The organism is Stenotrophomonas sp. YJH_SMC_79 (assembly GCF_059367995.1).
Map to the genome: position 1 here is coordinate 962,630 of NZ_JCAFRK010000001.1, position 21,228 is coordinate 983,857.

Genomic DNA, 21,228 nt, shown 5'->3' on the forward strand with positions numbered 1-21,228 from the left:
TCGTTTCCCGCACTCCTGGGTTGGAAACGACTTAATCCCCTCCGTCCCCTTTTTCTGTCAGGCCACCCGTCTTGCCAGCGAGCGGGCAGACGCCGCGACGCCGAGCAGCAGCGCGGCCACGCACAGGAAGGCGAAACCGAGGCTGGTGGCATGTGCCAGTGCGCCGATCGCCGCCGGACCGGCGAGGATGCCGGCATAGCCCAGCGTGGTGACCGCGGTGATGGCGATGCTCTCCGGCATCACCCGCTGCTGGCCCGCCATCGAGAACAGCGCCGGCACGATGTTGGCGCAACCCAGCCCGACCAGCACGTAGCCGGCCAGCGCCACCGGGAACGAGGGCACCAGCGTGGCTAGGGTGAAGCCTGCTGCTGCAGTGATGCCGCCGATGACCAGGGTGCGGGTGCGGCCGAGGCGCTCGACGATACCGTCGCCGAACAGGCGCATCGCGGTCATCGCCAGGGTGAACAACGCGAAGCCGGCCCCGGCCTGGTCGCGTGGTACCTGCCGCACTTCAGCCAGGAACACCGCACTCCAGTCCAGCATCGAGCCCTCGGCAAGGAACACCACGAAGGCCAGCACGCCGATGAACAGGACCACGCCATGCGGCAGCGCCAGCAGAGGTCCTTCGTGCAGGATCCGTTGCGGACGCCAGTGCGGCGCCGACAGCACGGCCACCAGCAGCAGAGCGGCCACCGAAACCAGCGCGGCCAGCCACAGCGGCGTGCCGAGGATCAGCAGCCCGGTCATGCAGCCGGCGCCGACGAATCCACCGATGCTGTAGAAGGCGTGGAAGCCGGACATCATTGCGCGCCCGGCGTCGCGCTCGACCGCCACCGCCTGCATGTTCATCGCACAATCCAGTGCACCGACGCCGGCGCCGAACACGAACAGTGCCGCCCCCAGTGCCAGTGGCGTCGGTGCCAGTACCAGCAGGGGCAGGGCGCACAGCATCATCGCGCAGGTGATCACCATCACCCGGCGGCAGCCCAGCCGCCCGGTCAGCGCACCTGCCAGTGGCATCGCCAGCAGCGAACCCAGCCCGAGGCACAGCAGCACGGCGCCGAGACTGGCGTCGGACAGCCCGGCCTTGGCTTTGGCGTAGGGCACCATCGGCGCCCACGCGGCGGTGGCGAATCCGGGGATGAAGAAGGCGGCACGGGTGGCGTGCTGCTGGGCACGCGGGGATGAAGGCGTCATGCGCGATGCGAAGCTCCAGGGGATGCTCATGAAAACGTTTTCAAGTCGGATCGGCAAGTGCCATGCATGACATCGGGCGACGCATACGATTGCAATGACCCGATTGCGTCACCAGTGATTAACGCCATGCGCGGACAGTGGCTGCACGGTCGGCATCCCGCCGGCCGCTGCCGGAGACCTGTTCATGAGCACGACACCGACCATCCTCCTCGTCCATGGATTCTGGGGCGGGGCCGCACACTGGGCCAAGGTGATCCTGGAACTGCATCGCAACGGCCATGACCGCGTGCAGGCGGTGGAACTGCCACTCACCTCGCTGGCAGACGACGCAGGACGTACCCAGAAAATGATCCGGCAGATCGACGGGCCGGTGCTGCTGGTCGGCCACTCCTACGGTGGCGCGGTGATCAGCCAGGCCGGTAACGAGCCCAACGTGAAGGGCCTGGTCTACATCGCCGCCTTTGCTCCCGATGCCGGCGAGAGCCCCGGCGGAATCACCCAGCAGCATCTTCCGGAAGCGGCGCCGAACCTGGCCCCGGACAGCGATGGCTACCTGTGGCTGCGTGCCGACAAGTTCCATGAGAGCTTCTGCCAGGACCTGAGCGACGACGAAGGCCGGATGATGGCAGTGACCCAGAAGGCGCCGTTGGCCAGCACGTTCGGCGATACGGTCAGCGATCCGGCGTGGAAGCACAGGCCGAGCTGGTACCAGCTGTCCCGCCACGACCGCATGATCGCACCAGAAAATCAGAAGGCCATGGCCGCAAGGATGCAGCCCAAGCGCCTGCTGGAGCTGGATGCCAGCCATGCCTCACTGGCCTCGAAGCCCAAGGAAGTAACCGCGTTGATCCTGGAGGCCTGCGCCGCCATCGGCGGTTGAGCCCCAGCAGCACAGCGCGACAGAACACAGCACGACAGCCGGGGCGCAGGGGAGTACACTCCTGCGCCTGCGGCCGCCCGGCCGCGTTCCCATCCTGCCTCCAGCCGCCGCCAGAGGATCCCACCCTATTGTGGAGGTCCTGCCGTGCTGTCTGTGCCCGTTGTCCGTCTTCCGTCCTCATTGCCGCGTCGCCGCCTGCTGCCGCAGGTGCTCGCGCAGAGCCTGCTGATCGCATTGTTGGGCAGCAGCGCAATGGCTGCCGCGCAGTCCGTCACTGAAGCGGACAAGGATCGCCAGGCGCCAGCCTCGCAGACCCTGCAGACCGTGCAGGTCACCGCCAACCAGCTGGGCACCATCACCGAAGGCAGCGGCGCCTACACGCCGGGCACCATCGCCACCGCCACCCGCCTGGTGCTGACCCCGCGGCAGACCCCGCAGACCATCAGCGTGATCACCCGCGCCGAGATGGATGACTTCGGCCTGCACGGCATCGATGACGTGATGCGGGTGACCCCGGGCATCAGCATCGTCACCTACGACAGCGAGCGCACCGAGTACTACGCACGCGGCTTCGCCGTGCAGAACTTCCAGTACGACGGCATTCCGATGTCGCGTGACTCGGCCTACTCGGCGGGCAACACGCTCAGTGATACCGCCATCTATGACCGCATCGAGGTGCTCAAGGGCGCCACCGGTCTGTTGACCGGCATGGGAGATCCCGGCGCGACCATCAACCTGGTGCGCAAGAAGCCGGGCAAGGACTTCGCCGGCAGCGCGACGCTGGGCGTGGGGCGCTGGGATGACTACCGTGCCGAGATCGATGTCGGCGGCCCGTTGACCGCCGATGGACGCGTGCGCGGTCGTGCAGTGGGCGCCTGGCAGGACAAGCATTCCAATCTCGATTACTACCAGCGCACCAGCAAGGTCGGCTACGCGGTGCTGGAAGCCGATCTGGGCGAGCGCACGCTGCTGACCGTGGGTGGCGATGCGATGGACAGCGACCCGAAGGGCTCGACCTGGGGCGGCATTCCGCTGCTGGACAGTGCCGGCAACTTCAATGACATGCCGCGTTCGTTCAACAACGGCACCCGCTGGAGTGGCTGGCGCCAGTATGTTCGCACCGGTTTTGCCACGCTCGAGCACACCTTCGCCAACGACTGGGTGGCCAAGCTGCAGCTCAACCACCAGGTCAACGGCTATGACGCGGCGCTGGCGGGAGCGGCCGCTGGCAATCCCGATCCGGTCACCGGCGAAGGCGTGTCGTTGTGGCTGGGCAAGTACGTTGGCAAGACTGTCAGCAACGCGGCCGACTTCTACCTGAGCGGTCATTTCGGCCTGTTCGGCCGCGAGCATGAGCTGGTGGTCGGTGGCAGCGCCTCGCGCAAGCGCTGGACCAATACCGGTTACTCGCCGCAGCCCGGCTATCCGACCGAGGTGCCCGATTACCGCGCATGGCAGGGCGACATTGCGGAGCCGCAATGGCAGCGCAGCTACGACAACAATGAAGTGACGCGCGAGAATGGCGTCTATGTGGTCGGTCGTTTCGACGTGGCCGATCCACTGAAGGTGATCGTGGGTAGCCGCCTGGCCAGCTATCGCTCGCCGGGCACGCGCGAGAGCGGCGTGTTCGTGCCGTATGCCGGTGTGGTCTATGACCTTGGCGAGCACTATTCGGTGTATGCCAGTTACAGCACCATCTTCAAGCCGCACAGCGAACGCGACGAGCAGGGCAAGGCGCTGGATCCGCTGGAAGGCCGTAGTTACGAGATGGGCCTGAAGGCCGAGTTCCTCGATGGGCGCTTCAACGCCAGTGCGGCGCTGTTCCAGCTCGACCAGGACAACTTCGCCCAGCCCACCGGCGGCAAGACACCGGACGGGCAGGATGCGTATCGCGCCCTGATGGGCGTGCGTACCAAGGGCTACGAGCTTGAGATGTCGGGCCAGCTGGCGGAAGGCTGGCAGGTGCAGGGTGGGTACTCGCACAAGATCGCCCGCCAGGCCGGAGCCAAGGTCACCACGCTGGAACCGGAAAACCAGTTCAGCCTGCACACCAGCTATCGCCTGCGTGGCGACTGGCAGGGGCTGACACTGGGTGGTGGCGCGCGCTGGCAGGATTCCACTTTCGGCGAGATCACCAACCCGGCGACCAGTGCGCAGGTCGTGCATCGCACGCAGCCGTACTGGCTGCTCGATGCGATGGCGCGCTACCAGTTCAACGATCGCCTGTCGGCCACGGTCAACGTCAACAACCTGCTCGACAAGCGTTACTACACGATCTTCAACTGGTACAGCACCTACACCTGGGGTGAGCCGCGCAATGTACGGCTCACCTTGAACTACAAGTTCTGACGCGGGTCTTGTAGAGCCGAGCCCACGCTCGGCTGGCTGTCAAACCGCAGCCGAGCATGGGCTCGGCTCTACACATACGCCCGCGATGCTCTGCAGCATCGCGGGCGTTGTGGTTACAGCGGCAGGTCGAACACCAGCACTTCGGCGTCGTTGCCGTTTTCCAGGGTCAGCTGCGCTTCGTCGCTGACCTGCAGCGCATCACCGGCTTCCAGGGTGATGCCGTTGACCTGCAGCTGCCCACGGGCCACCTGCACATAGGCGCCACGACCATTGCCGAGCGCATGGTGCAGCTTCTGGCCGCCGTCGAGGATGGTGGCGAAGATGCGGGCATCCTGGTGGATGCGCAGCGAACCGTCGGCGCCGTCCGGCGAAGCGATCAGGCGCAGCTGGCCGCGCTTGCTGTCCGGCGTGAAGTGGGTCTCCTCGTAGGACGGCGCGATGTTCTCCGCATCCGGGAAGATCCAGATCTGCAGGAAGTGCACGGTCTCGTCGGTCGAGTGGTTGAACTCGCTGTGGGTGACGCCGCTGCCGGCGCTCATGCGCTGCACGTCGCCGTAGCGCAGCACCGAACCGGTGCCCATCGAGTCCTTGTGTTCCAGCGCACCGCCCAGCACGTAGGAGATGATCTCCATGTTGCTGTGGCCGTGGGTGCCGAAGCCCTGGCCGCCGATCACCTTGTCTTCGTTGATCACCCGCAGCGGGCCGAAGCTGACGTAGCGCGGGTCGTAGTAGTTGGCAAAGGAGAAGGTATGGCGCGAGGACAGCCAGCCATGCTCGGCCAGGCCACGGGTAGCGCTCTTGCGGATCTGCAGCATGATGGAATCTCCTTGTTCGATGGTTTCGATGGGGCGGGGTGGGCCGGTAGCCGCTGTGTTTCCCCGTTGGAGAGAAGTATCCGCTTGCGCCCGGGGTTTGAAAAACGGATAGTTTTGACAGCCATCATCGAAAAATTCGAATGCTCAAGCTCAGCCTCGATGCCCTGCAGATCCTGGATGCCATCGACCGCCGCGGCTCGTTCGCCGGCGCCGGCAAGGCCCTGCACAAAGTGCCCTCGACCATCTCCTACACCGTGGCCAAGCTGGAGGAGGACCTGGGCGTTCAGCTGTTCGACCGGGTCGGCCCGCGCGCCGAGCCGACCGAGGCTGGCCGCGCGCTGCTGGACGAAGGCCGGCACCTGCTGCGCGCCGCCCGCGAGCTGGAGCTGCGGGTGCGCCGGGTGGCATCGGGCTGGGAGACCGAACTGACCCTGGCGGTGGACTCGGTGTTCCCGACCTGGCTGCTGGGCCCGGACATCGCCGCGTTTCGTGAGGCCGAGGCACCAACCCGGCTGCGTCTGATCGGTGAGGCACTGTCAGGCACCTGGGAGGCCTTGCTGGACCGGCGTGCCGATCTGCTGGTCGGCGCGCCGGGTGAGGGCCCCAGTGGCGGTGGTTATGTGGTCGAGCCGCTGGGCACGGTGGAGTTCGTGTTCGCGGTCGCGCCCGATCATCCGTTGGCCGCAGTGCCAGGCGTGCTCGGTCGCGAGCAGCTGGTCGAGCACTGCGCGATCGCGGTCTCCGATTCGGCGCGACGGCTGCTGCCGCGCACGGTCGGCCTGTTGATGGGGCAGGAGATGCTGACGGTGCCGGACATGGCCAGCAAGCTGAAGCTGCAATGCGAAGGCGTGGGCTTTGGTTTCCTGCCCGAGCCATGCGCGCGCGCTGCGGTGGCGCGTGGCCAGCTGGTGATCCGCGAGGTGGAGGAGCACAAGCCGGAAGAGACCTTCTGGCTGGCCTGGCGCACCGGTGAGGATGGTGCGGCATTGCGCTGGTGGCGCGAACGCCTGCGCAGGCCGGAGCTGCTGTCGCAGTGGTGGCAGGCAATGGCCGGGGTGTAGGGTTTTGGCAGGGCTGCGCCCTGCACCCGCTAGGGGCTGGAGCAACAGCAACTGCAACAACAACGGAAGCTGGTTTCCTGAGGGATGGCGGGGTGGGTCCGGTTGCGGGGGCCGCTGCAAGTACGTCCATGTAAGCTCGGTCGCCGCATCCATGCGGCTCACGCCCCCGCAACCGGACCCACCCCGCCTTCGACAGAGTCCCGCTGCTGTTGGTAGGTGTCGACCTTGGTCGACACGGTAGATCCACGCCATGCGTGGATGCTCTTCGATCAATTATCGAAATACTCGAACTCGATGGAGATTCATCCACGCATGGCGTGGATCCATCAGATCGCGGAAATCTGTCAGAGGTGGGGCGGTGTCGGAGTGCGGGGTGTCAGCCGCATGGATGCGGCTGCCAAGGCTACATGGATGTACTTGCGCCGTCCCCGCACTCCGACACCGCCCCGCCAAACCACGGAATGCGTGCTGTTGCTGTTGCTCCGGCTGTGGCCTCTGCAGGTGCAGGGCGCAGCCCTGCCGGAAAACACACATAAAAAAACAGCAGGCCGAGGCCTGCTGTTTCGGTGTAATGGTGCGCCCGGAGAGATTCGAACTCCCGACCGCCTGGTTCGTAGCCAGGTACTCTATCCAACTGAGCTACGGGCGCCAATTACATAAACTTGTTGTGCTGACTGTGTATGGTGCGCCCGGAGAGATTCGAACTCCCGACCGCCTGGTTCGTAGCCAGGTACTCTATCCAACTGAGCTACGGGCGCGCGGTACACAATCAATCTACTGCTTAATTTTACTTCATTTCCAGCGGCGGATGCTGGAAACCTGTCGAGTGGTGCGCCCGGAGAGATTCGAACTCCCGACCGCCTGGTTCGTAGCCAGGTACTCTATCCAACTGAGCTACGGGCGCCCTGCGACAGGAGCGGAATTATGCGGATGTCGGCGCGCACCGTCAACAGTTTTGTGAAAATTTTCATCCAACTGAATGAAAAAGCTGTCAGCCACGGCGTCCGGGGCCTTCAGCCAGGCGAAGTGATCGGCGTGCGTGCCCAATTCCTGCGCGGACAGCACGCGCAGCTGCGCGACCACATTCGGCAGTTTCGCCAGCAACGTCTGCATCGATCCGGTCGGTGCCAGCCAGTCATGTTCCATCAGCACAGCCTGCGCGCTGCCATGCACGCGCGCCATCTGCGTGTCGAGGTCTTCGTCCATGCCGGCGGCGGCGTAATGGTTGTTCAGGCCGACGCGCGCCCAGTCGGCGATCAGGCCACGTGCCTCGGTACCGCCGAAGCCAAGGCGTCGCCCATGCAGGACGCCCTGGCGTTGCGCGATCCACGGCAGGAAGCGGTAGACCAGCGGCAGCAGCCAACCCCGCGGTGGCGGGAAGCCGCGCCAGAAGGGTGAGCCACTGGCGGCCAGCCACAGCCGGTTGAAGTGCTGCGGATTGCGCCCGGCATGCACGCATGCCAGCTGTCCGCCGAGGCTGTGGCCGCCGATGATCCAGGGCAGGGCGCCAGCCTCGTCATCCGCTGCGGCAAGGACCGCTTGGCTGGTCGGTAGATCCCGCTCGAGCACCTCGCGATAGCCCCAGTCCTGCGTGCGCGATGGCCGCAGTGAACTGCTGCCGTTGCCGCGCCACTCATGCAGGTAGACCGCCACGCCCTTCGCAGCCAGGGCCTGCGCCAGCGGAAGATAGTGGCGCGCAGCCACGCCCAGCGCGGGCAGCCACAGCAGGCGCGCGATGGGCTGTGCGGGCACGCAGGCGATCACTTCGTAGCGATGGCCGTCGATGCACTGCACGGCGAGGATGCGCGGTGTCAGGCTCATGCGTGCGGAGCCGCGCCAAAATGGTCGAGCACCAGTACTTCGCTGCGGCCCGGCGCATAGCCTTGCTGCAGCCCACGTGCAACGTAGTCGATGCCGGCTTCGCAGGCATTGGCCAGGCTCAGGCCGTTGCACAGCTGCGCAGCAATGGCCGAAGCCAACGTGCAGCCGGTACCGTGCGCATCCAGTGGCAGGCGCGCATGGATGAATTCTTCGCTGCTGACGCCGTCGAAATAGCGGTCGATCACGCGATTGCCTTCCTGCAGGTGGCCGCCTTTCAGCAGCACTGCGCCAGCACCGAGGTCGAGCAGGGCCGAAGCGGCCTGTTCTGCGTCTTCGCCGTTGCTGATCTTCCGGCCGACCAGCAGTTCTGCTTCCGGCGTATTGGGGGTGATCAGCGTGGCCAGCGGGATCAGGCGCTCACGCATGGCCTGCAATGCGCTGTCTTCCAGCAGGCGTGCGCCGCTGGTGGCGACCATCACCGGGTCCAGCACCACGTGGGGCGGACGATGCTTCTCCAGTGCGTCGGCGACGGCGTTGATCACTTCGGCGTTGGCCAGCATGCCGAGCTTCACCGCGTGGATGTCGAAGTCGTCGAAGCAGGCGTCCAGCTGTGCACGCAGGAAGTCGATCGGTGGCACATGCACGGCGGTCACGCCGCGGGTGTTCTGTGCGGTCAGCGCGGCGATCGCCGAAAGACCATGCACGCGATGCGCGGCGAAGGCCTTCAGGTCGGCCTGGATGCCGGCGCCGCCACCGGAGTCGGAGCCGGCGATGGTAAGGACGGAGACGGGAGTGGTCGGGCTCATCGGTTGATTGTGCCGTGGTCCAGCAGGGGAAGGTAGATCCACGCCATGCGTGGATGCCTTTGATTCAATGCCGCCAGCGCGCCCACTGCTGGTACATCACATAGCCCAGCCCGGTCAGGCCGGTCAGCAGGGCAGGGGCGAGCAGGGCGTCGTACTGCCAGCGTACGAACAGCCAGGCGCCGATGATGCCTCCAGCGAGGAAGCCGCTGATGATCAGGCCGCTGAGGGTCAGGCGTCGTACCTGCAGCGGCAACCCGCGCAGCAGGTGACCGAGGCCGATGCCCAGGTCGGTGAACATGCCGCTGAGGTGGGTGGTGCGCACCACCGCGCCACTGAAGGTGGTGGCCATCGCGTTCTGCAGGCCGCAGGCCATGGCGGCCGCCAGTGCGCCCCAGATCTGGTGTTGTTCAAAGAGCGGAATGGCGATCAGCAGCAGCGCCGATTCCAGCGCCAGTGCCACGCCGTAGCGCCGGCCCAGTTGCAGGGCGCTGTCCTGGATCAACAGGCCGCTGAGCATCGCGCCCAGCGAGAACGCGATCAGCAGCCCCCACAGGTGCCCGACGGCGCGCCAGTCCCCCTGTGCCAGTGCCATGCCGAGCTGGCTGGTGCTGCCGGTCATGTGGCTGACCGCCTGGTGCTCGAAACCGAGGAAGCCGACCACGTTGACCATGCCGGCCACGCACGAGAGCGCGACCGCGCCAATCCAGACCCAGGTGGGCAGGCGTATTCCCATCGACGGGGCCCTCAGGGCCCGCCGAAGCCGCCGTTGAACTGCAGCTCGCTGAAGGTGTTGCTGGCCGGATCGAACACTGCGCCCCAGAACTGCGTACCGCCGTCGCAGACGCGGATTGCTTCCCGTGCCGGATTGATGCCGCTGTCGTCGGGCAGGTGGAAGGCGTTGACGTAGATCAGCCGCTTGCCGGCGCTTTCGATGCCGACGTACTGGCGGTCGAAGTCCAGCACCTTCGGCACCTGCGCTTCAAGCGATGACAGCTGGGCTTCCAATTGATCGATCTGCTGCCGGCTGGGCGCCCAGTAGCCGCTGACCCGCCCGGCCTCGCGGCCGGGACTGGGTCGCGAACAGGTGTCGAGCACCTGCGCGGCGATGATCGGGCGGGTGACCACCCAGGACTGGCCGGTGCGCTCGGCGGTCGGCACGCTGGCCGGGCCGCGCGTAGTGGTGCAGGCGCCCAGGGTGGCTGCGAGGGCGATCGCAGCCGTGGGCAGCAGCAGGCGGGTGCAGCGGTTCACAACACCTCCGAAGCGTAATCGGCCAGGCGCGAACGCTCGCCCCGGCGCAGGGTGATGTGTGCACTATGCGGCCAGTTCTTGAAGCGATCCACCGCGTAGGTCAGGCCCGAAGTGGTTTCGGTCAGGTACGGGGTGTCGATCTGCTCGACGTTGCCCAGGCAGACGATCTTGGTGCCGGGACCGGCACGGGTGATCAGCGTCTTCATCTGCTTCGGGGTGAGGTTCTGCGCCTCGTCCAGGATCAGGTAGCGCGACAGGAAGGTGCGGCCGCGCATGAAGTTCATCGAGCGGATCTTGATGCGGCTGGCGAGCAGGTCGTTGGTGGCCTGGCGGCCCCAGGTGCCGCCTTCCTGGTTGTGCGTGAGCACTTCCAGGTTGTCGGTCAGCGCGCCCATCCACGGCGTCATCTTCTCCTCCTCGGTGCCTGGCAGGAAACCGATGTCTTCGCCGACGCTGACCGTGGCGCGGGTCATGATGATCTCGCGGTAGCGCTGCTGGTCCATCGTCTGCGCCAGGCCGGCGGCCAGCGCCAGCAGGGTCTTGCCGGTACCGGCGGTACCCAGCAGGGTGACGAAGTCGATTTCCGGGTCCATCAGTGCGTTGAGCGCGAAGTTCTGCTCGCGGTTGCGCGCGCTGATGCCCCACACGGCGTGGCTGCCATGGCGGAAATCATCGACCAGCGACAGCACCACCTTGCCGTCGCCGACCACGCGGCTGACACGCAGTTCGACTTCGTCTTCGCCGGGCAGGTAGACGTACTGGTTCGGGTACCACTCCTCGCCATCCTGCGCCTGGATTTCGTAATGCGTGCGGCCCTTGTCGCTCCAACTGCGCAGGTCGTCGCCGTGACGCTTCCAGAAGTCTTCCGGCAGCTCGGTGGCGCCGGTGTAGAGCAGGCTGAAATCGTCCAGCGCGCGGTCGTTCTCGTAGTCCTCGGACACGATGCCGGCGATGGCGGCCTTGATCCGCAGGTTGATGTCCTTGGAAACGAACACCACCGGCAGGTCCGGGGTTTCTTCCTTCAGGGCCAGGATCGCGCCGAGGATTGCGTTGTCCGGGATCACCTTGCCAAAGCTCTTGCCGGCATCGAAATGGCTGGTCTGGAAGCGCAGCTTGCCCGCGCTCTGCTTGCCGCGCAGCTGCAGGCCATTGGGCCGTTGCAGCGGAATGCCGTCGGCCAGGTTGTCCAGGCCGGATTCCTGCACCAGCTCATTGAGGAAGCGGCTCACCTGGCGGGCGTTGCGGCTCGCCTCGGAGGTGCCCTTCTTGCCGTTGTCCAGCTCCTCGATCACCTGCATGGGCAGGTAGACGTCGTGTTCCTCGAATTTGAACAGCGCGGTGGGATCGTGCATCAGCACATTGGTATCCAGCACGTAGATGCGCTTGCCTCGGGTCATCGTCGATTCCTGGTTACGGACAGGGAAAAACCACCACGGCCTGCTGCAGGGCAGGGTGATGGCAGACACAGTAGGCAGTGGGACTCACTTGGACTGGGAGGCCTTCAGTTCGGCGAGAACGGCATCGGCATGGCCGGCAACCTTGACCTTGCGCCAGGACTGCACGATGCGGCTGTCGGGGGAAATCAGGAAGGTGCTGCGTTCGATGCCACGTACCTGCTTGCCGTACATGTTCTTCATCTTGATCACGTCGAAGGCGGTGCACAGCGCTTCGTCGCCATCGCTGACCAGCGGGAAGCTGAAGCCCTGCTTGGCACAGAAGTTGTCGTGCGACTTCACCGAGTCGCGAGAGACGCCGAGCACGACCGCACCAGCCTTCTTGAACTTCGGAAGCAGGGCGTTGAAGTCGATGCCTTCGGTGGTGCAGCCTGGGGTGCTGTCCTTGGGGTAGAAGTACAGCACCAGCCACTGGCCGGCATAGTCGCCGAGGGTGGCCTGGTCGCCACCGGACAGTGCCAGCGGCAGGGAGAGGGTGGTGCTGTCCAGGGTATCGCCGTTGTTCATGAGGTCCTTCTGTCGAGCCTGGGGTGTTTCTACGACAATTGCATGAAACGCCACGCGCCCGTGAGAGGCGCGCGAAAATCCGCACGTTCGATCAGAATTTCATCGGGTCCATGATCGCGTCCAGGTTCAGGTGGTCGCAGAACTCGAGGAAATCGTCGCGCAGCGCGGCGATGTGCATGTTGGCCGGCACGCCGATGGTGACCTGCGCGCTGAACATCTCCGCACCGGTCTGCATGGCGCGGTAGCGCGTGCTCTGCAGGTTCTCGATGGTGATGCCCTGGCGGTCGAAGAAATCGGCCAGCTGGAACAGGATGCCCGGCTTGTCGGCGGCGATCACCTCGACGATGTACGGCAGCAGGTTGGACTGCGCCTGCTTGGCGGCGGTGCGGTACCAGACCAGCTTCAGGCCTTCCTCGCGCTCGAGCCGGGTCAGCATCGCTTCCAGCTTGGCCACCGAGTCCCACGAGCCGGTGGCCAGGGCGGTGACCGAGACATCGCGACCGACCGTGGCCAGGCGTGCGTCCACCAGATTGCAGCCGCTGTCGGCAATGCGGCGGGTGACGGACAGCAGGGGGGACTCCGGATGCGTCGTATAGGCGTTGATCAGGAGGTGGTTTTCGCTCGGCGCGGGGCGCGGGGTGGTGTCGGTCAAGGCGATTCCGGGTAATGCATGCGTTAGTCTGAATGCCCGCCAGAGGCGGGGATCCACCGGTGTCCAGCATACTTGCCCGTGCTTTCGCGCCGCAAGTAACATTCAGGTCGCCCCCGGCCTTTCGTGGCGGGCGTTTTCCCTTTCCAGCCAAGAGCAGCACGTCCTTGTCCCTTTCCGGCCTCATCACCGCGCTGGCGACCCCGTTCCGGGCCGACGGCGCCCTCGATCCCGACGGTTGGCAGCGCCTGCTGCACCTGCAACTGGAAGGTCGCGTCCATGGCGTTGTCGTTGCCGGCTCGACCGGCGAGGCGGCAACGCTCACCGATGCCGAGTACGACCTGCTGCTCGCCAGCGCGGTCGAGCGCATCGGCGGCCGCATCCCGGTCATGGCCGGTACCGGCCTGTCGGGCACCGCCAAGACCATCGAACAGACCCGCCGTGCCGCCGCGCTCGGCGCCAGCCATGCGCTGGTGGTCACCCCGCCTTACGTGCGGCCGACCCAGGCTGGCCTGATCGCGCACTACCGCGCGGTCGCCGACCAGGGCGGGCTGCCTGTCGTGCTGTACAACGTGCCAGGCCGCACCGGTTGCGACATGCAGCCGGAGACCGTGGCCGAGCTGGCCAGCCATCCCAACATCGTCGGCATCAAGGAGGCGGTGGGCGACACCGGCCGGGTGCAGGCGCTGCTGGCCCTGCGCAGCCCGCAGTTCGCCGTGCTCAGCGGCGACGACGGCACGGCGGCACGGTCGATCCAGGCCGGCGTCGATGGTCTGATCTCGGTCGGATCCAATGTGCTTCCGGGCGCCTACCGCCGGATGTGTGAGCTGGCCGTCGCCCACGACCATGAAGCCACCGGGTCCTGGGACGCGCGCCTGCAACCGTTCCATGACTTCTGCGGTGTCGAGCCGAACCCGATTCCGGTCAAGGCGCTGCTGCGCCGCATCGGCATCGGCCACGACCTGCGCCTGCCGCTGCTGCCGCTGTCGGCGCCGCACCATGCGGCCGCCGACCATCTTGCCGGCGACATCGCCGCCCTCGAAGCCCTTTCCAGCCACTGACCTTTCGTCTTGGTCTGACCCAGGAGATTCACATGCGTCAATCCGTTTCCACTGTCCGCGTGCTGTCCTACGCCCTGCTTGCTGTAGCTGTTGCGGCCGGCACCACCGGTTGCTTCAAGCGTGGCGTCAAGGGCGACTACGCCCTGGCCCCGGAAATGCGCCCGCTGGAAGTGCCGCCGGACCTGAACCTGCCGGCCACCACCGGTGACAACAAGGTGCCGGCGCTGGTTTCGGCCACCAAGCCGGCAGCACCGGCAGCCGCGGCTCCGGCCGTTGGCAACACCGGTTTCACCATTGCCGGCGGCAAGGATGAAGCCTTCGCCAAGGTCGGTACCGCGCTGGAAGGCGTGGAGGGCGTGACCATCGCCAGCCGCGCCCAGCTGCTCGGTTCGTACGACGTGGCCTACGAAGGCAGCAACTTCCTGGTCCGCGTGGTGGCCGTCGATGCTGGCGCCTACATCTCCGCGGTCGACCCGCGTGGCCTGCCGGCCACCGCCGAAGCGCCGGTGAAGCTGATCGCCGCGCTGAAGGCGAAGCTGGCCCAGTAAGGCCGGTCGGGTGGGCGTGGGCCCAGGCCCGCACCTGCCCGGGTAGAGGCCGACCTTGGTCGGCACTTCTGTGCCAACCAAGGTTGGCACCTACCGAGAACAGAAAAGGGCGCCATGGGCGCCCTTTTCCGTTGTCGCAGCGGGCGCTTCTCAGCGCTCCAGCAGCTTCAGCTTGTCCGGCTTGCCATCCCACTCGCCGGCGTCGGCGGGCGGGTCCTTGCGCACGGTCAGCACCGGCCACTCCTTCGCCAGTTCGGCGTTGAGCGCGACGAAGCCTTCCTGGCCGGCGGGGACATCGTCCTCCGGGAAGATCGCATTGACCGGGCACTCCGGCTCGCAGAGGGTGCAGTCGATGCACTCATCCGGGTCGATCACCAGGAAGTTCGGGCCTTCGTGGAAGCAATCCACGGGGCATACTTCCACGCAATCGGTGTGTTTGCACTTGATGCAGTTTTCGGTGACGACAAAGGGCATGGGCTGGGGGTGGATCGATTCCTGAACCCGCCAATTCTAGAACAGGTTGGCCTCCGGTGTCGGCGCAGAGCGGAAATCGGGCGTCTGGCAGGCGCGGCCGTGGCGGTCATTGGCGGCAGGGCAGGGCCTGTGCGACGCTGCGGGGCGATCGGTCACCCGCCGTGGCCGGACTCCCTTCCCAGCAGGATCGTCCATGTCCCAAGCCCAGCCCAGCACCGCGCCCCACGGCGGTGAGAACACTGCATTCATCGTCCTGATCAGCTGCGTGGCCACCCTCGGTGGATTCCTGTTCGGCTTCGACAGTGGTGTCATCAATGGCACGGTCGACGGCCTTCGCCAGGCCTTCAACTCCAGCGAGGCGGCGCTCGGTTTCGAAGTCGCTTCGATGCTGCTGGGGTGCGCCATCGGTGCCTTCCTGGCCGGCTGGCTGGGGGATCGCCTGGGCCGTCGTGGCGTGCTGATCGTGTCGGCGCTGATGTTCCTGGTTTCGGCGCTGGGCGCCGGTGCCGCCCACGCCTCCTGGCTGTTCATTGCTGCACGCGTGCTTGGCGGCTTCGCGGTGGGGGCGGCGAGCGTGATGTCGCCGGCCTACATCGCTGAAGTGGCCTCGGCGCGCTATCGCGGGCGTCTGGCCACCGTGCAGCAGATGGCGATCATCTGCGGCCTGTTCGCGGCGTTCCTCAGCAACTACCTGCTGGCCCGCGCCGCCGGGGCCTCGACCGAGCCGTTGTGGCTGGGCCAGGAGGCCTGGCGCTGGATGTTCTGGATGCAGGCGCTGCCCTCGGGGCTGTTCCTGCTGCTGTTGCTGGTGATTCCCGAAAGCCCGCGCTTCCTGGTCGTGAAGGGGCGCCCGGAGCAGGCGAGGGCGGTGCTGTCGCGCCTGTATGGTGAGGGCACGGCTGCGACCAAGCTGGCCGAGATCGAGGCCAGCCTGGCCCAGGACCAGCACAAGCCACGCTTCGCCGACCTGCGCGACAAGGTCACCGGCAAGCTGCGCCCGATCCTCTGGGTCGGCATCGGCCTGGCGATGTTCCAGCAGCTGGTCGGCATCAACGTGGTGTTCTACTACGGCGCAGTGCTGTGGCAGGCGGTCGGCTTCTCGGAAAGTGACGCGCTGCTGATCAACGTGCTGTCCGGTGCATTGAGCATCGGCGCCTGCCTGCTGACGGTGCTGTTGATCGACCGCATCGGGCGCAGGCCGCTGCTGTGGATCGGTTCGGTCGGCATGTCGGTGGCGCTGGTGCTGATGGTGGTCGCTTTCGCCAGTGGCAGTCTTGCCGACGGTCGCCTGCAGCTGTCCGATGGCATGGGCCGGCTGGCGCTGGTCGCGGCCAATGTCTACGTGGTGTTCTTCAACATGTCCTGGGGCCCGGTGATGTGGGTGATGCTGGGCGAGATGTTCCCCAACCAGATCCGCGGCCCGGCGCTGGCCGTTGCCGGTGCGGCGCAGTGGACCTCGAATTTCGCGATCACCGTGACCTTCCCGATGCTGCTGGCCGGCATCGGCCTGGCCGGTGCCTATGGCATCTATACGGTGGCGGCCATCCTCTCGATCTTCTTCGTGGTCCGCTACGTGCGCGAGACCAAGGGCAAGGAGCTGGAGCAGATGGAAGGCTGACGGCCGGCCTGTGTTTCAGCGCCTCCCTGTTCTGCGGGGAGGTGGCAGGCCCGCCGATCCAGGACACGCCGTAAACCCATCCCTGGGGGCTCGATGGCGCCATCCATGGCGCCAACGGTCCTGGATCGGCGGGCCTGCCACCTCTGGTCAGATCATGGGTTGCGCGGACGCAACGCAGCACGTCGGGGTCGAGTTTGCCGTGAGTACGGAAACTGTGAAGAGCGCGGGCAAGGCCATCCAGGGCAGGGCCGTGAGCGCCATGGATGGCGCGACCGAGCCCCCAGGGATGGGTTTACGGCGTGTCCTGCCCTGGATGGCCTTGCCCGAACTCGTTTCGGGAGGGTTGGCGCTACAGCGATCAAGCAGGCGGGGTGCGCCAAATCCGGAAAACAGAAAAGCCCGCACAAGGCGGGCTTTTTCGGTTCCTGCTGCGGCGACTGGCGCTCCCTAGGGGACTCGAACCCCTGTTTTAGCCTTGAGAGGGCCACGTCCTAACCACTAGACGAAGGGAGCGTAACTGTGTCGCTGCCGAGGCAGGAGCGCTAGTATATGCACCTCGATGCCATTGGGCAATCCCGAAACTTCAACCGGAAGCGCCAACATCATTTCCTCTGCTCCATCACCGTTCAGCCTGCGCGTCATCCCGCGCGACCAGCACACGATCTCCCGCAAGGACATCAGCCCGAACGCCCTGCGCGTGCTTTATCGCCTGCGCGATGCCGGCTTCGGCGCCTACCTTGTCGGCGGCGCGGTGCGCGACCTGCTGGTCAATGGCCAACCCAAGGATTTCGACGTGGCCACCGACGCCACGCCCGAACAGGTCAAGCAGCTGTTCCGCAACTGCCGCCTGATCGGCCGCCGCTTCCGCCTCGCCCACGTTGTGTTCGGCCGCGAGATCATCGAAGTCGCCACCTTCCGCGCCAACAGCGATGACGGCAGCGGCGACCGCGAGATGGAAAACGGCATGCTCGTGCGCGACAACGTGTACGGCACCATCGAAGACGACGCCGTCCGCCGCGACTTCACCTGCAACGCCCTGTACTACGCCATCGAGGATTTCTCGGTGCGTGACTACACCGGCGGCTTCGAAGACGTGCAGGCGCGCCTGATGAAGCTCATCGGCGACCCGGTGCAGCGCTACCAGGAAGACCCGGTGCGCATGCTGCGCGCCGTGCGCCTGGCGGCCAAGCTCGGCTTCCAGATCGAAGAGGGCACCGCCGCGCCGATCCCGCAGCTGGCCGGCCTGCTCAACGAAGCCGCACCGGCACGCCTGTTCGAGGAAGTGCTGAAGCTGTTCCTGTCCGGGCACGGCGTGGCCAGCTTCGAAGGCCTGGAGCGTTACGGTCTGCTGGACGTATTGTTCCCGGAAAGCGCAAAGGCGCTGAAGTCCAACCGCACCGGCGCGCTGCGCCGCATGCTGGTCGAGGGCCTGGCCAACACCGATGCACGCGTGGCCAACGACGAGCCGGTCTCGCCGGCGTTCCTGTTCGCGCTGCTGCTGTGGCCTGCGTTCTGCCGCGCGCAGGCGACCCTGCTCAAGCAGGGCGTGGCGCCGGAGGAGGCACAGCGTCGTGCGGCCGACCGTGTGACCGTGCAGCAGCTGAGCACCATCGCATTGCCGCGCCGCTTCTCGCTGCCGATGCAGGAAATCTGGCTGCTGCAGTCGCGCTTCGGCTCTCGCCAGCGCAAGCGCGTGTTCCGTACGCTCACCCACCCGCGCTTCCGCGCGGCGTTCGACTTCCTCAGCCTGCGCCAGGTGGCCTCGGCCGAGCACGCTGCCGATGTTGAATTCTGGCGTGAGGCACAGGCCCAGTCCGGCCGCGAGTTGGAATCGTCGCTGGATGCGATGCACAGCGAAGAGGGCGATGACGAGAACGGAGCACCGCGCAAGCGTCGCCGTCGTCGTCGCCGTCCGGGTGCCTCGGCCGGTGCGGCTGGCGAATAAGCCATGACGCCTGCGTGGATCGGCCTCGGCGCCAATCTCGGCGATGCGGCCACGACTGTCGGCGCGGCGATCACCGCGCTGGACGGCCTGCCCGGGACGCGTGTGCTGCAGGCCTCGCGCCTGTACGCAACGCCGGCCTGGGGCAATGAAGACCAGCCACCGTTCGTCAACGCGGTGGCCGCGGTCGAAACCTCACTGGCTGCCGATGGACTGCTGCAGGCGATGCTGGCGCTGGAGCAGCGCTTTGGGCGCGTACGTGATGCGGCGGTGCACTGGGGGCCGCGCGCGCTGGACCTGGACCTGCTGCTGTATGGCGCTCAGGTGCTTGACCTGCCCGGCCTGCAGGTGCCGCATCCCTACATGCACGAGCGCGCCTTCGTGTTGGTGCCGCTGGCCGAAATCGCGCCGGATCTGGCCATTCCCGGGCATGGCCGCGTGCGGGATGCAGTGATGCGGGTGGATGCCTGCGGGATCGCGCCGATAGGGTGATAATGCCCGGGTTATCTCCCCCGGTTATCAGCACATGAGCACCCACGCAGACAGCAAGCCCTGGACCGTTCCCGCCCTGGCCGAGGCCAAGCGCAATGGCCAGAAGCTGGTCATGTTGACCGCCTACGACGCTGGCTTCGCCCGCACCTTCGATGCCAATGGCATCGACCTGATCCTGATAGGCGATTCGCTGGGCATGGTCGTGCAGGGCCATGATTCGACCCTGCCGGTGACCGTGGCCGACATGGTCTACCACACCCGCGCCGTGGCCCGCGTGCTGCAGCGTGCACTGCTGGTGGCCGACCTGCCGTTCGGCGCCGATGCCACCCCGGAGCGCGCGCTGGATGCCTCGCTGCAGCTGCTGCAGGCCGGTGCCGAGATGGTCAAGATCGAAGGTGCCGGTTTCAAGGTCGACATCATCCGCTACCTGGTCGAGCGCGAGATTCCGGTCTGCGCGCATCTGGGCCTGACCCCGCAGTCGGTGCTGCGCCTGGGCGGCTTCAAGATCCAGGGGCGTGGCGATGCCGCGCGCCAGCTGGTGGAGGATGCCAAGGCCGTGGCGGCCGCAGGCGCCAGCATCATGGTGCTCGAATGCGTGCCGACCCCGGTCGCTGCGGAAGTGACCGCGGCGGTGGATGTGCCGACCATCGGCATCGGTGCCGGCCCCCGGTGCGATGGCCAGGTGCTTGTGCTGCACGATTTCCTCGGCCTGGACAGTGGCCATCGCCGTCCCAAGTTCGTCAAGGATTTCCTTGCCGAAGGCGGTTCGGTGGCCGGTGCCACCCGCGCCTATGCCGACGCTGTGCGCGACGGCAGCTTCCCCGACGAACAGCACGCCTACGCCCAATGATCCAGATCTTCAACGAGCTCGGCGCACTGCGCGGGCAGATCGCCCAGTGGAAGCGCGAGGGCCTGCGCGTGGCGCTGGTGCCTACCATGGGCAACCTGCATGGTGGCCACCATTCGCTGGTGACCCTGGCCCGCCAGTACGCCGACGGGGTGGTGGCCAGCATCTTCGTCAACCCGACCCAGTTCGGGCCGAACGAGGACTTCAGCCGCTACCCGCGCACGCCCGAGGCCGACGTGGCCGGGCTGGAGCAGGCCGGCTGCGATGCGGTGTGGCTGCCCAGCGTCGAGGCGATGTATCCGCTGGGCGTGGACAAGACCACGCAGATGCACGCGCCCGGCGTCAGTGAAGTGCTGGAAGGCGCCAGCCGACCGGGACACTTCGATGGCGTCTGCACGGTGGTGGCGCGCCTGTTCCTGCAGGTGCAGCCGGACGTGGCCGTGTTCGGCCGCAAGGACTACCAGCAGCTGGCGGTGATCCGGCAGATGGTGGCCGAGCTGTCGTTCCCGATCCAGATCGTCGGTGCTGACATCGTGCGCGACGAGGATGGCCTGGCCAAGAGTTCGCGCAACCAGTACCTGAGTGCCGATCAGCGCCCGGTCGCGACCAGCATCCACCGCACTCTGCTGGGCATGCGCGAAGGCTACGTGGCCGGGCAGGCACGTGATCGCATCGAGGCCGACGCCACGGCGGCATTGCAGGCGGCCGGTTTCCAGGTCGATTACGCGGTGCTGCGCACCCCTGAGCTGGCCGAACCGACCTTCGACGGCGGCGGCCGCGTGGCGCTGATCGCCGCGCGCCTGGGCACGACACGCCTGATCGACAACCTGGAATTCTGAGCCGCACCTGGCTCCCGGGCGCCCCCACGGGGCGCCTCTCGCCATCCCACGGACGGGAGACTGGAAATGAAAGAACCGAACACTGAGGCGGGTCGCCTCGCCCAGGCCTCGATCCTGGCGGTGCTGGCGGCAGGCATGTTGCCGGCCCAGCTGTTCGGCGGCCTGTTGTTCGCACTCGAGTTCACGCGCACGCCGGTACCTGCGCTCACCGGCGGGGGGCTGATGTTCGTGCTGGCGGGCTGCAACGCGATTGCCGTGCTGCTGCCGATGGCGTTGATCCAGCAGTCTCAGCAACGCCTGCGCCGGGTGGGTTTCCTGCTGGTCGGTTTCGGGCTGGGCGCGCTGGCCATGGCCACCTGCGCCTGGCCGGGCGCGGACAATGGTCCACTGCTGCAGCGCTTGCGCTATGTCGACACCTTCGACGTGATCAGCTACGCCCTGCAGGTGCTGGCTGCGGGGGGCTTCGGCCTGGTCGCCGGGCTGGCCTTCCATACGGTGTTCCGGCTGTCACTGGAGGGCAGTTCCGGGCATGCCGCGCCGCCGCCGCCGGGCGAGGGCGCCTGAACGGCCTTCAGCGTCCTGCCGCAGCCCCCTGACGATGGCCAAGCGGGTGCTAG

At 66.6% G+C, this 21,228-nt stretch carries 21 protein-coding genes and 4 tRNA genes; 11 read left to right on the forward strand and 14 right to left on the reverse strand.

Going from position 1 to position 21,228, the window contains the following annotated elements:
* Positions 1–57: 57 nt before the first annotated feature.
* Positions 58–1,197: an MFS transporter gene (locus AC5P57_RS04855; RefSeq protein WP_099554323.1), complete on the reverse strand. Its 1,140-nt coding sequence runs from the start codon at positions 1,195–1,197 to the stop codon at positions 58–60.
* Positions 1,198–1,381: 184 nt separating this feature from the next.
* On the opposite strand from AC5P57_RS04855, the gene AC5P57_RS04860 reads away from it, so the two are divergent.
* Positions 1,382–2,077, forward strand: coding sequence for an alpha/beta hydrolase (locus AC5P57_RS04860; RefSeq protein ID WP_262236388.1), 696 nt, complete (start codon positions 1,382–1,384; stop codon positions 2,075–2,077).
* A 144-nt stretch (positions 2,078–2,221) separates the two neighbouring features.
* Complete coding sequence (locus tag AC5P57_RS04865; protein ID WP_099554284.1) at positions 2,222–4,426, forward strand: TonB-dependent siderophore receptor; 2,205 nt, start codon at positions 2,222–2,224, stop codon at positions 4,424–4,426.
* Between the two features lie 113 nt (positions 4,427–4,539).
* Here AC5P57_RS04865 and AC5P57_RS04870 read toward each other — a convergent pair whose 3' ends face one another.
* Positions 4,540–5,241: a pirin family protein gene (locus AC5P57_RS04870; RefSeq protein WP_262236389.1), complete on the reverse strand. Its 702-nt coding sequence runs from the start codon at positions 5,239–5,241 to the stop codon at positions 4,540–4,542.
* A gap of 140 nt (positions 5,242–5,381) precedes the next feature.
* Here AC5P57_RS04870 and AC5P57_RS04875 point away from each other — a divergent pair, with 140 nt between their 5' ends.
* Positions 5,382–6,302 carry a LysR family transcriptional regulator gene (locus AC5P57_RS04875; RefSeq protein WP_099554280.1) on the forward strand — a complete coding sequence of 307 codons (921 nt, stop codon included), beginning with the start codon at positions 5,382–5,384 and terminating at the stop codon, positions 6,300–6,302.
* A 572-nt stretch (positions 6,303–6,874) separates the two neighbouring features.
* Here AC5P57_RS04875 and AC5P57_RS04880 read toward each other — a convergent pair.
* The 10 genes from AC5P57_RS04880 to AC5P57_RS04925 form a co-directional block, all read right to left on the reverse strand.
* Positions 6,875–6,951: transfer RNA gene (locus AC5P57_RS04880), tRNA-Arg, on the reverse strand.
* Positions 6,952–6,983: 32 nt separating this feature from the next.
* A tRNA-Arg gene (locus AC5P57_RS04885) sits at positions 6,984–7,060 on the reverse strand.
* Between the two features lie 69 nt (positions 7,061–7,129).
* Positions 7,130–7,206 (reverse strand) — tRNA-Arg (locus AC5P57_RS04890).
* Positions 7,197–8,123 (reverse strand): alpha/beta hydrolase family protein, encoded by a 927-nt coding sequence (locus AC5P57_RS04895; protein WP_099554278.1) that lies wholly within the window; start codon positions 8,121–8,123, stop codon positions 7,197–7,199. Before AC5P57_RS04895 ends, AC5P57_RS04890 begins: the two co-directional genes overlap by 10 nt.
* Positions 8,120–8,929 (reverse strand): bifunctional hydroxymethylpyrimidine kinase/phosphomethylpyrimidine kinase, encoded by an 810-nt coding sequence (gene thiD, locus AC5P57_RS04900; RefSeq protein WP_099554275.1) that lies wholly within the window; start codon positions 8,927–8,929, stop codon positions 8,120–8,122. Before thiD ends, AC5P57_RS04895 begins: the two co-directional genes overlap by 4 nt.
* Before the next feature lie 64 nt (positions 8,930–8,993).
* Positions 8,994–9,662 (reverse strand): YoaK family protein, encoded by a 669-nt coding sequence (locus AC5P57_RS04905; RefSeq protein WP_099554273.1) that lies wholly within the window; start codon positions 9,660–9,662, stop codon positions 8,994–8,996.
* Between the two features lie 11 nt (positions 9,663–9,673).
* The gene (locus AC5P57_RS04910; protein ID WP_099554271.1) at positions 9,674–10,180 is read right to left on the reverse strand and encodes a hypothetical protein; all 507 of its coding nucleotides are present in this window, start codon (positions 10,178–10,180) and stop codon (positions 9,674–9,676) included.
* Positions 10,177–11,577, reverse strand: coding sequence for a PhoH family protein (locus AC5P57_RS04915; protein WP_049486960.1), 1,401 nt, complete (start codon positions 11,575–11,577; stop codon positions 10,177–10,179). The genes AC5P57_RS04910 and AC5P57_RS04915 overlap by 4 nt, the downstream gene beginning before the upstream one ends.
* An 84-nt stretch (positions 11,578–11,661) precedes the next feature.
* Entirely contained in the window at positions 11,662–12,141 is a 480-nt protein-coding gene (locus AC5P57_RS04920; RefSeq protein ID WP_099554269.1) for a peroxiredoxin, read from the reverse strand.
* A 91-nt stretch (positions 12,142–12,232) separates the two neighbouring features.
* The gene (locus tag AC5P57_RS04925) at positions 12,233–12,793 is read right to left on the reverse strand and encodes a glycine cleavage system transcriptional repressor (protein WP_005409051.1); all 561 of its coding nucleotides are present in this window, start codon (positions 12,791–12,793) and stop codon (positions 12,233–12,235) included.
* A 164-nt stretch (positions 12,794–12,957) separates the two neighbouring features.
* On the opposite strand from AC5P57_RS04925, the gene dapA reads away from it, so the two are divergent.
* Entirely contained in the window at positions 12,958–13,851 is an 894-nt protein-coding gene (gene dapA, locus AC5P57_RS04930) for a 4-hydroxy-tetrahydrodipicolinate synthase (protein ID WP_099554267.1), read from the forward strand.
* Positions 13,852–13,883: 32 nt separating this feature from the next.
* Entirely contained in the window at positions 13,884–14,399 is a 516-nt protein-coding gene (locus AC5P57_RS04935) for a hypothetical protein (protein ID WP_005409053.1), read from the forward strand.
* Between the two features lie 150 nt (positions 14,400–14,549).
* Here AC5P57_RS04935 and fdxA read toward each other — a convergent pair whose 3' ends face one another.
* Positions 14,550–14,873, reverse strand: a complete 324-nt coding sequence (gene fdxA / locus AC5P57_RS04940; protein WP_005409054.1) for a ferredoxin FdxA — start codon at positions 14,871–14,873, stop codon at positions 14,550–14,552.
* Between the two features lie 193 nt (positions 14,874–15,066).
* On the opposite strand from fdxA, the gene AC5P57_RS04945 reads away from it, so the two are divergent.
* Positions 15,067–16,491, forward strand: a complete 1,425-nt coding sequence (locus AC5P57_RS04945; RefSeq protein WP_099554263.1) for a sugar porter family MFS transporter — start codon at positions 15,067–15,069, stop codon at positions 16,489–16,491.
* 438 nt (positions 16,492–16,929) lie between these two features.
* On the opposite strand, the gene AC5P57_RS04950 is transcribed toward AC5P57_RS04945, so the two are convergent.
* Positions 16,930–17,004, reverse strand: a tRNA-Glu gene (locus tag AC5P57_RS04950).
* Positions 17,005–17,056: 52 nt separating this feature from the next.
* Here AC5P57_RS04950 and pcnB point away from each other — a divergent pair.
* From pcnB to AC5P57_RS04975, 5 genes are all read left to right on the forward strand, one after another.
* Positions 17,057–18,436, forward strand: coding sequence for a polynucleotide adenylyltransferase PcnB (gene pcnB, locus AC5P57_RS04955; protein ID WP_099554321.1), 1,380 nt, complete (start codon positions 17,057–17,059; stop codon positions 18,434–18,436).
* Between the two features lie 3 nt (positions 18,437–18,439).
* On the forward strand, positions 18,440–18,925 hold the full coding sequence (folK, locus tag AC5P57_RS04960) for a 2-amino-4-hydroxy-6-hydroxymethyldihydropteridine diphosphokinase (RefSeq protein ID WP_099554261.1): 486 nt from the start codon (positions 18,440–18,442) through the stop codon (positions 18,923–18,925).
* Between the two features lie 34 nt (positions 18,926–18,959).
* Positions 18,960–19,775, forward strand: coding sequence for a 3-methyl-2-oxobutanoate hydroxymethyltransferase (panB, locus tag AC5P57_RS04965; RefSeq protein WP_099554258.1), 816 nt, complete (start codon positions 18,960–18,962; stop codon positions 19,773–19,775).
* Positions 19,772–20,611: a pantoate--beta-alanine ligase gene (panC, locus tag AC5P57_RS04970; protein WP_495219494.1), complete on the forward strand. Its 840-nt coding sequence runs from the start codon at positions 19,772–19,774 to the stop codon at positions 20,609–20,611. The genes panB and panC overlap by 4 nt, the downstream gene beginning before the upstream one ends.
* A 66-nt stretch (positions 20,612–20,677) precedes the next feature.
* Complete coding sequence (locus AC5P57_RS04975; RefSeq protein ID WP_262235576.1) at positions 20,678–21,175, forward strand: hypothetical protein; 498 nt, start codon at positions 20,678–20,680, stop codon at positions 21,173–21,175.
* Positions 21,176–21,228 lie beyond the last annotated feature (53 nt).